5 protein-coding genes are annotated in these 7,099 nt (G+C 72.0%); 4 read left to right on the top strand and 1 reads right to left on the bottom strand.

What is annotated here, in order from left to right:
- Positions 1–58: 58 nt before the first annotated feature.
- Positions 59–1,060, bottom strand: coding sequence for a LacI family DNA-binding transcriptional regulator (locus tag DBR36_RS06380; protein WP_108318076.1), 1,002 nt, complete (start codon positions 1,058–1,060; stop codon positions 59–61).
- A 201-nt stretch (positions 1,061–1,261) separates the two neighbouring features.
- Here DBR36_RS06380 and DBR36_RS06375 point away from each other — a divergent pair, with 201 nt between their 5' ends.
- Genes DBR36_RS06375 through DBR36_RS06360 form a run of 4 tightly spaced genes read left to right on the top strand, consistent with a single transcriptional unit; the run spans position 1,262 to position 6,815 of the window.
- Positions 1,262–2,548 (top strand): extracellular solute-binding protein, encoded by a 1,287-nt coding sequence (locus DBR36_RS06375; RefSeq protein WP_108318075.1) that lies wholly within the window; start codon positions 1,262–1,264, stop codon positions 2,546–2,548.
- A gap of 11 nt (positions 2,549–2,559) precedes the next feature.
- The gene (locus tag DBR36_RS06370; RefSeq protein WP_108318074.1) at positions 2,560–3,573 is read left to right on the top strand and encodes a carbohydrate ABC transporter permease; all 1,014 of its coding nucleotides are present in this window, start codon (positions 2,560–2,562) and stop codon (positions 3,571–3,573) included.
- The gene (locus DBR36_RS06365; protein ID WP_108318073.1) at positions 3,570–4,445 is read left to right on the top strand and encodes a carbohydrate ABC transporter permease; all 876 of its coding nucleotides are present in this window, start codon (positions 3,570–3,572) and stop codon (positions 4,443–4,445) included. The genes DBR36_RS06370 and DBR36_RS06365 overlap by 4 nt, the downstream gene beginning before the upstream one ends.
- Before the next feature lie 6 nt (positions 4,446–4,451).
- The gene (locus tag DBR36_RS06360; RefSeq protein ID WP_108318072.1) at positions 4,452–6,815 is read left to right on the top strand and encodes a glycoside hydrolase family 3 N-terminal domain-containing protein; all 2,364 of its coding nucleotides are present in this window, start codon (positions 4,452–4,454) and stop codon (positions 6,813–6,815) included.
- Positions 6,816–7,099: the final 284 nt, after the last annotated feature.

Genomic DNA, 7,099 nt, shown 5'->3' with positions numbered 1-7,099 from the left:
GGGTGGTGCGGCGCGGCGTGCCGGGGATGGATGCCGGGTGGGCCGACGGGACGCCGGGTCAGCGCGAGCGCGGCGGAGCCGTCGTCCCGCGCGCGACCAGCCGCGTGGGCAACTCGATGTGCGTCTGCGCGAGGGTCTCTCCCGCCAGCAGGGCGAGGACCATGCGCACCGCCTCGGCGCCCAGGCGCTTCATCGGCTGGCCGACCGTGGTCAGCCCGGGCTGCGCCCGCGCGGCCTCGGGCACGTCGTCGAAGCCCACGACGGACAGGTCGTCGGGCACGCGCAGCCCCCGCTCGCGCGCGACCTCGACGATCGACAGGGCCGACAGGTCGTTCGCCGCGAACACCGCGGTCGGCGGGTCGTCGAGCGAGAGCATCGCGTGCGCGGCCTCGCGCGCGACGTCCTGCTCGTAGCGGCCCACCCCGACCAGGGCCGGATCGAACGGGATGCCGGCGGCCGAGAGTCCGGCACGATAGCCCGAGGCGCGGGCCACCGCGGAGCGCAGGTCGGGGCGACCGGCGATGAAACCGATCCGACGGTGCCCCAGCTGCACGAGATGGTGGACGGCCTGCTGCGCCCCGGTGTAGCTGTCGGACTCGACCGTGGGCAGGTCGCCACGACCCGTGTGCGGGTCGATCGCGACGATGGGCACCTCGCCCGAGACGGTGACGACCGTAGGGGTGACGATGATCGCGGCGTCGATGAGGGTGCCGCTCAGCCGGCTCAGCGAGCGGCGCTCCCACCCCTCGCCGTCGCGACGGGCGGCGGTGTAGGCCAGCAGGTCGTAGCCGGTGCCCGACAGCGCTCCCCCGACGCCCTTGAGGATCTCGGCCGAGAACGGCTCGATGCCGGCCACGAGCACCCCGATCACCCCGGTGCGCCGCGACCGCATGCTGCTGGCGACGAGGCTGGACTCGTAGCCGAGGGCTTCGACCGCGTCGAGCACGCGCCCCACGGTCTGCGGCGAGACGCCGTAGCGACCGTTGACCGCTTTGGACACCGTGGCCACCGACACCCCGGCCGCCGCCGCGACGTCGTGGATCGTGGCACGCCTGTTCATGGCATCCGACCCTAGCGTGGAAATCATTTTCGAAAACGTTTGACGAGCCCTTCGCGTCCGGGCGACACTGCTGACACCTCGGCGGGCCGCACACCCACCGGGGAACGAACGAACGGCCGTGACGAACGGCCCGCGACACCGGCAGAGCAGCCGACACCGACGCGTCCTGCGACGCACTCGACGAAGAGAAACGGGCATCACATGAACACGCGCAAGATCATCGCCGGAACGGCCCTCGCCGTCGCCGGCACCCTCGCCCTCGGCGGTTGCGCCGCCGGCGGCTCCGGCGGACAGAACGCCGACGGCAGCGTCACGCTGACGATGTGGCACAACTCCACCACCGGCGACGGCAAGAAGTACTGGGAGGACACCGCGGCCGCGTTCGAAGCCGCCAACCCCGGCGTCACGATCGAGATCCAGGCGCTGCAGAACGAAGAGGTCGACGGCAAGCTGCAGACCGCGCTGAACGCCGGTGACGCTCCCGACATCTTCATGGCACGCGGCGGCGGAAAGCTCGCCGACATCGTCGCCGCCGGGCAGGCGATGGACCTCACCGACAAGATCACGCCCGAGGCCAAGGCCGCCCTGGGCAACTCGCTCGGCGCGTTCGAGGTCGACGGCAAGAACTACGGCATGCCCGTCGCGGTGCTGCCCTCGGGCATCTTCACCTCTCAGGACCTCCTGTCGGCCGCGGGCGTCACCACCGCCCCCGCCACGATCGACGACCTCGAAGCCGCCAACGCCAAGATCCGCGCCACGGGCGTCGCCCCGATCGCCGTCGGCGCGAAGGACGCCTGGCCCGCCGCGCACTGGTACTACAACTTCGCGCTGCGCGCCTGCGCCAAGGACGTCCTCGACGAGGCCGCCTCGAGCCGCAGCTTCGACGACCCGTGCTGGATCGAGGCGGGCGAGAACCTGCAGTCGTTCCTGGCCACCCAGCCGTTCAACGACGGGTTCCTCACCACCGCCGCGCAGCAGGGCGCCGGGTCCTCGGCCGGCCTGCTCGCCAACCGGCAGGCGGCCATGGAGCTCATGGGCGCCTGGAACCCCGGTGTCATCGCCTCGCTGACGCCCGACGAGCAGCCCCTGCCGGACCTCGGCTGGTTCCCCTTCCCCGAGGTCCCCGGTGGCGACGGAGAAGAAGGCGCCATCATGGGCGGCGTCGACGGTTACGCGTGCTGGGTCAACGCCCCCTCGCAGTGCACCGACTTCTTGAACTTCGCCGTCAACCAGGAGAACCAGGAGCGCTACGCCGACGCCTTCCAGACGATCCCCGCCTCGAGCGAGGCGACCGCGGCCGTCACCACCCCGGCCCTGCAGTCGGCACTGAAGGCCTACACCGACGCGCCCTATGTCTCGGTCTGGCTCGACACGCTCTACGGACAGAACGTCGGAAACGCGCTCAACGTGGCCGTCGTGGACCTCTTCGCCGGCCAGGGAAGCCCGCAGGGCATCGTCGACGCCGTCAACGCCGCCGCCGCGCGCTGAGGACGACGCACATGACCACCCAGCTCGCCACCTCGGCGACCGACGCCGGGTCTCGCCGCCCGGCCGGGGAGGGCGCTCGACGCGCCCCCTCGGCCGGGCGGCCGCCCGCGCGGCGCCGCCTCGAGAACTGGCGCATCCGCGGCGAACTCGCGATCCTCCTGGGCCCCGCGCTCGTGGTCTTCGTGTCGTTCGTCATCCTCCCCGTCGTCCTCGCGGCCTACTACGGCTTCTACCGGTGGTCGGGGTTCGGCACCCCCGTCGACTTCGTCGGCATCCAGAACTACGTCACGATCCTCACCGACCCCGCCTTCCACGACGCTCTCGGGCACAACGCCCTGATCGTCGTCGGCTCGCTCGTCCTGCAGGGCCCCCTCGCCCTGGGCCTGGCGCTGCTGCTGAACCGCAAGATGCGCGCGCAGTCGCTCATCCGCGTGCTGATCTTCGTGCCCTACGTCATCTCCGAGGTCGTCGTCGGTCTCGGCTGGGGCCTGCTGCTGCAGTCGGGCGGAGCGCTCAACGGCGCCCTGGACAAGATCGGTCTCGGCGCCCTCCGCGCCGACTGGATCTCGGACCCCGCGCTGGCGATCTGGACGCTGCTCATCATCATCACGTGGAAGTACATCGGCTTCGCCGTGATCCTCTTCCTCGCGGGTCTCCAGGGCATCCCCGAGGAACTCAGCGAAGCCGCGGCGATCGACGGAGCGACGTACTGGCAGATCCAGCGGCACATCGTGCTGCCGCTCATGGGCCCGACCATCCGCGTCTGGGCGTTCCTGTCGATCATCGGCTCGCTGCAGCTGTTCGACCTGGTCTGGATCATCTGGGGCCAGTACGTGGCCTCGACCGCCGGGACCTCCACGATGGCGACCTACATGGTCGCCAACGGCCGCAACGCCGGCAGCTTCGGTTACGGCAGCGCCGTCGCCGTGGTGATGTTCCTCATCTCGCTCGCCGTCGCCCTCGTCTACCAGCGCTTCGTGCTGCGACGCGACACCGCGGGCGCCCTCACCGGAGGCACCAAATGACCGCCACCGCCACCCTCGTCACCCCGAAGGCCCCGCGCCGCGTCGCAGCGGGCTCCAAGCGGTCGTCCTCGATCCTCGTCGGTTTCGTCGCTCTGCTGCTGATCGGCATGATGCTCGCGCCGGTGGTCTACATCATCCTCGGCGGCTTCCGCTCGAACGCCGAGATCACCGTCGACCCGGCCGGCCTGCCGACCACGTGGAACTGGCAGAACTACGCCGACGTCCTCGCCAGCGGCGTGTTCTGGGGACAGGTCGGCAACTCCGCGATCGCGGCGGTCGCCACGACCGTGTTCGTCGTGGCCCTGGGCCTGATGGCCGCCTTCGCCCTGGCCCGCTACCGCTTCCGCGGGCGGGGCGTGGTCTTCGCGCTGTTCACGGCCGGGCTGATGTTCCCGATGACGGTCGCGATCACGCCCCTGTACATCCTGGTGCGCAACCTCGGCCTGATGAACTCGCTTGCCGGCGTCGTGATCCCGCAGATCGCTTTCGCGCTGCCGCTGACCATCATCATCCTCTCGCCGTTCCTGTCGGCCATCCCCCACGAGCTGCAGGAGGCCGCCTCGATCGACGGCCTCGGCCGCCTCGGCTTCTTCTGGCGCATGGTGCTGCCGCTCGCCGTCCCCGCGGTGGTGACCGTCGGCATCCTGGCCTTCGTCAACAGCTGGAACTCGTACATGCTCCCGCTGTTCATCCTCAACAACGAAGCCGCGTACACGCTGCCGCTGGGTACGCAGGCGTTCGCCTCGCAGTACTCCGTCGACACCGCCCGCGTACTCGCGTTCACCTCGCTGTCGATGATCCCGGCACTGCTGTTCTTCAGCGTGTTCGAGCGTCGGATCGTCGGCGGCCTCACCGGCGCCGTGAAGGGCTGACCAGAAATGACCATCCACCACACCGACGTCGGCGCTGCCCGCGCATCCGGGATCTCGGCCCGCGTCCAGGCGCTCGTCGCCGAGATGACCCTCGACGAGAAGCTCGCGCAGCTGGTCGGGTACTGGGTCGACCAGGGCGACGAGGTCGTCGCCCCCCTCTCGGGCGAGAAGGTCACGTCGACGGCCTACGCGGATGCCACGGTGCACGGCCTGGGCCACCTCACGCGCGTGTACGGCACCCGCCCCGTCGACCCCGTGGAACGGGCCGCGTGGCTGTGGGGCGAGCAGCGACGCCTGCAGACCGAGACGCGACTGGGCATCCCCGCCCTCGTCCACGAGGAGTGCCTGACGGGCTTCGCAGCCTGGAAGGCCGCGACCTTCCCCACCCCGCTCGCCTGGGGCGCGTCGTTCGACCCCGAGGCGGTCGAGCTCATGGCATCCGCGATCGGACGCTCGATGCGCGAGGTGGGGGTTCACAAGGGCCTGGCCCCGGTGCTCGACGTGGTGCGCGACGCCCGCTGGGGCCGTGTCGACGAGTGCATCGCCGAGGACCCGTACGTCGTCGGCACCATCGGCACCGCGTACGTGCGGGGCCTGCAGGCCGCGGGCGTCCACGCGACGCTCAAGCACTTCGTCGGGTACTCGGGCTCTCGCGCCGGACGCAACCACGCCCCCGTGCACGCGGGACCGCGCGAGCTGCAGGACGTCTTCCTGCCCCCGTTCGAGATGGCCGTCCGCGACGGCGGGGTGCGCAGCGTCATGAACTCGTACACCGAGATCGACGGCGTGCCCGTGGCCTCGTCGCGCGAGCTGCTGACCGACCTGCTGCGACGGCAGTGGGGCTTCGACGGCACGGTCGTCTCGGACTACTTCGCCGTCGAGTTCCTGCGCTCGATGCACGGCGTCGCGGCCGATCGTGGCGAGGCGGCTCAGCTGGCCCTCGAGGCCGGGATCGACGTCGAGCTGCCCGGACCGGACGCGTATCCGCACCTGGCCGAGCGGGTGGCATCCGGCGCCCTCGACCAGACGGTCGTCGACCGCGCCGTGGTGCGCGTGCTCGCCGAGAAGGAGGAGCTCGGACTGCTGGATGCCGACTTCTCGACGCCCCCGACCGACGTCGACCTCGACGACGCCGCGCACCGGGCGCTCGCCCGCCGCCTGGCCGAGCAGTCGGTCGTGCTGCTGCACAACGACGGCGTGCTGCCGTTGCGCGCTCCCGGCCGCGTGGCTCTGATCGGCCCGAACGCCGACAGCACCGACGCGCTGATGGGCTGCTACTCGTTCGCGAATCACGTGCTCGCTCATCACCCCGGGGTGCCGCTCGGCTTCTCGCTGCCGACGGTGCGTGCCGCTCTCGCGGAGCGCTTCGGCGAGGTGTCGTACGCGCAGGGCTGCGCGGTCGAGGGATCCGACCTGTCCGGACTGGATGCCGCGGTGGCGACGGCCCGCGAGGCCGACGTCGCGATCGTCGTGGTGGGCGACCGCGCGGGACTGTTCGGGCGGGGCACCGTCGGCGAGGGCAACGACGCCGACTCGCTCGACCTGCCGGGCGTGCAGCGTCAGCTGGTCGAGGCCGTCGTGGCCACCGGCACCCCGGTCGTGCTCGTGCTGCTGACCGGACGTCCGTACGCCCTGGACTGGGCGCTCGACACCGCGGCCGGTCCCGCCGCCGTGCTGCAGGCCTTCTTCCCGGGCGAGGAGGGCGGCCCGGCATTGGCGGCCCTGCTGGCGGGGGATGCCACCCCCTCGGGGCGCCTGCCCGTGTCGCTGCCCCGCTCGGCGGGTGCGCAGCCGTACTCGTACCTGCACCCGCTGCTCGGCGGGCCCTCGGGTGTGACGAGCACCGACCCCACGCCCGTGCGCCCCTTCGGCTTCGGGCTGTCGTACACGACGTTCGCGCGCGCGGAGCTGCGGGTGGACGGGGTCGGCGGTTCGGTCGCGGCGAGCGCTGTGGCCACGGGCGGGGTCCCGGGCTCCGGAGCTGTCGCCGACGTCCGCGCGGGAGACGCCTTCACGGTGTCGGCTCGCGTCACCAACACCGGAGCCCGGCACGGGGCCGACGTCGTGCAGGTGTACGCGCACCGCGCGGTCGCCAGCGTTACGCGGCCGGTCGCGCAACTGGTGGCGTACGCGCGTGTGGAGCTCGAGCCGGGCGAGAGCGCCGAGGTGCGCTTCACCGTGCCGGCCTCGCGGCTCGCCTACAGCGATCGGGCACTGCGCCGCGTCGTCGAGGCCGGAGAGGTCGAGCTGCGCCTCGGCCCCTCGTGCGCCGTCGTCGACGAGGCCGTGGGCGTGCGCATCACCGGGCCGACCTACGAGCTGGGCGCCGACGACGCCCGCCTGGTCGAGGTCGAGGTGCGCCGGGCCTGACCCCGCCCCCGCCCCCTTCCGCTCGAGTGTCCAGGGCACGCCGCCTCCGCGCGCACGCGCCCGGCGCGTCCTGGACACTCGACATGTTCTGCGGGCGGTCGGGATGCCGTCGCGCGGCGAACCGGACCCGCATCCGCGTTAGCGTGGGTCCACGCCATCGACGCCGCGGAAGGACCCGATGACCCTGCACGACGAGACCGCTCCCCCGACGGCCGACGCCCGCGTCGACGCCCCGGCGTCCGCCGCGCCCGGTGTCGACGCGCCGGCGTCCGCCGCGCCCGGTC

The organism is Microbacterium sp. HMWF026 (assembly GCF_003061325.1).
Lineage (GTDB): Bacteria > Actinomycetota > Actinomycetes > Actinomycetales > Microbacteriaceae > Microbacterium > Microbacterium testaceum_E.
Note: the sequence above shows the minus strand (reverse complement) of the source record. Positions and strands in the feature narration are given on the sequence as shown.